General features: G+C 34.5%; 1 protein-coding gene and 1 pseudogene. Both read left to right on the top strand.

The features are described from left to right. Window positions 1–187: 187 nt before the first annotated feature. Complete coding sequence (locus V7164_RS18210; protein WP_335354813.1) at window positions 188–1,351, top strand: ABC transporter substrate-binding protein; 1,164 nt, start codon at window positions 188–190, stop codon at window positions 1,349–1,351. Window positions 1,352–1,432: 81 nt separating this feature from the next. Then, window positions 1,433–1,558: pseudogene (locus tag V7164_RS18205) on the top strand (branched-chain amino acid ABC transporter permease); the annotation flags it as partial.

The following is a 1,558-nucleotide window of genomic DNA, read 5'->3' as shown; positions in this document are numbered from 1 at the left end:
TTGCTTTTTTGAATAAAGATTTAGAAGTTACCTAGGTAAAATTCTACTACTAAACTAGAGTTTACATCGTAGGAAACGTCAGAATAATAGTTTATGCCACTAAAAGGAAGTAAAATTTTTTACAACATGAGAAACTCCAAGTCCTATTTACTGATAACTCAATAAAAATTATCTGGGGTGAGATTGCATGAAAAAAATGCTCTATCTATTATTATTAGTTTTTTCTTTAATATTATCAGCTTGTAGTTCAGAAAATACAGATGGAAAGGAAGGCTCTACCGATTCAAAAAAGAATACCCAAGATGTTATAAAAATTGGTTGGTTTGGACCATTAACAGGACCAACATCAACTGACGGGCAAATAAGTTTAAATGCTTCACAACTAGCTGTAGATCAAATTAATGAAAATGGTGGAATTAATGGACAAAAGGTAGAAATAATTTCTGTTGACGACCAAGGTAAGCCGCAAGAAGCCGCAAAAGGTGTTCAAAAGTTAATAAATAGTGATAAGGTAGCTGCCGTTATTAGCGGGGCTTATTCAGGTCCAACTTTAGCAGCGGCGTCTCTGGCACAAAAAGAAGGCGTACCAATGATTGTTTCATATGCGAAACATCCGGAAGCTACAAAGGGCGGGGACTACGTTTCTAGAATGATCTATACCTCCAATGTACAAGCAAAAGCTCTTGCTGATTATGCAGTTAATGAAGAAAAATTAAAAACCTTTGGTATTGTGTATATGAATATTGATTATGGAACCGAAAGCCAGGTCGCTTTAGAGAAAGAAATAAGTGAACTAGGCGGAAAAGTTTTAGTAAGTAAACAATTTAATATGGGTGATACTGATTTTAATTCAGCGTTATCTGCTATAAAGGAACAAAAACCTGATGCTTTATTTGTTGTAGCCTACTACAATGAGGGATCTTCCATCGTAAGCCAAGCAAAACAAATGGGCCTAGAATCTAGAATAATCGGCATTGATGGGTTGGATGCACCAAAATTTCTCGAATTAGCTGGTGATCATGCTGAAGGAACTGTCATTACTACCTCATTCTATACGGCAGATGAGAGAGAAGTTGTTCAAAACTTTGTTAAAGCCTATAAGGAAAAATTCAATACCGATTTAAGTATTACAGCTTCCCAAAGCTATGATGCGGTATTAACGATAAAGGATGCAATTGAACGTTCAAGTACTGATAGAGAGGAAATTGCTAAAGCAATTAATTCAACTAAAGATTTAGAAGGCACCTCCGGAAATATTACAATTGATGAAAATCATGAAGTCGTTAAGCCAATTGTATTCATGAAAGTTGAAAATGGAGAATTTAAATACCTACATTCAAAAACATATTAATTTTATAAGTGGAGATAAAAGGGATTCAATTTATTATTGTATCCCTTGTTTTCCTTTATAACGGTAAAGGGGTGGGATGACTTGATAGTTGAACAGTTAATTAATGGGATAGCATTAGGTTTTGTATATGTATTAATAGCGCTTGGGCTAACAATGGTATACGGAGTTTTAAAAGTTTTGCACTTTGCCCACGGTGTTATATATATG

Source organism: Bacillus sp. JJ1474, from assembly GCF_036965225.1.
Lineage (GTDB): Bacteria > Bacillota > Bacilli > Bacillales > Cytobacillaceae > Cytobacillus.
The sequence above is the reverse complement of the archived record's forward strand: the minus strand, read 5'-3'. Positions and strand labels throughout refer to the sequence as shown.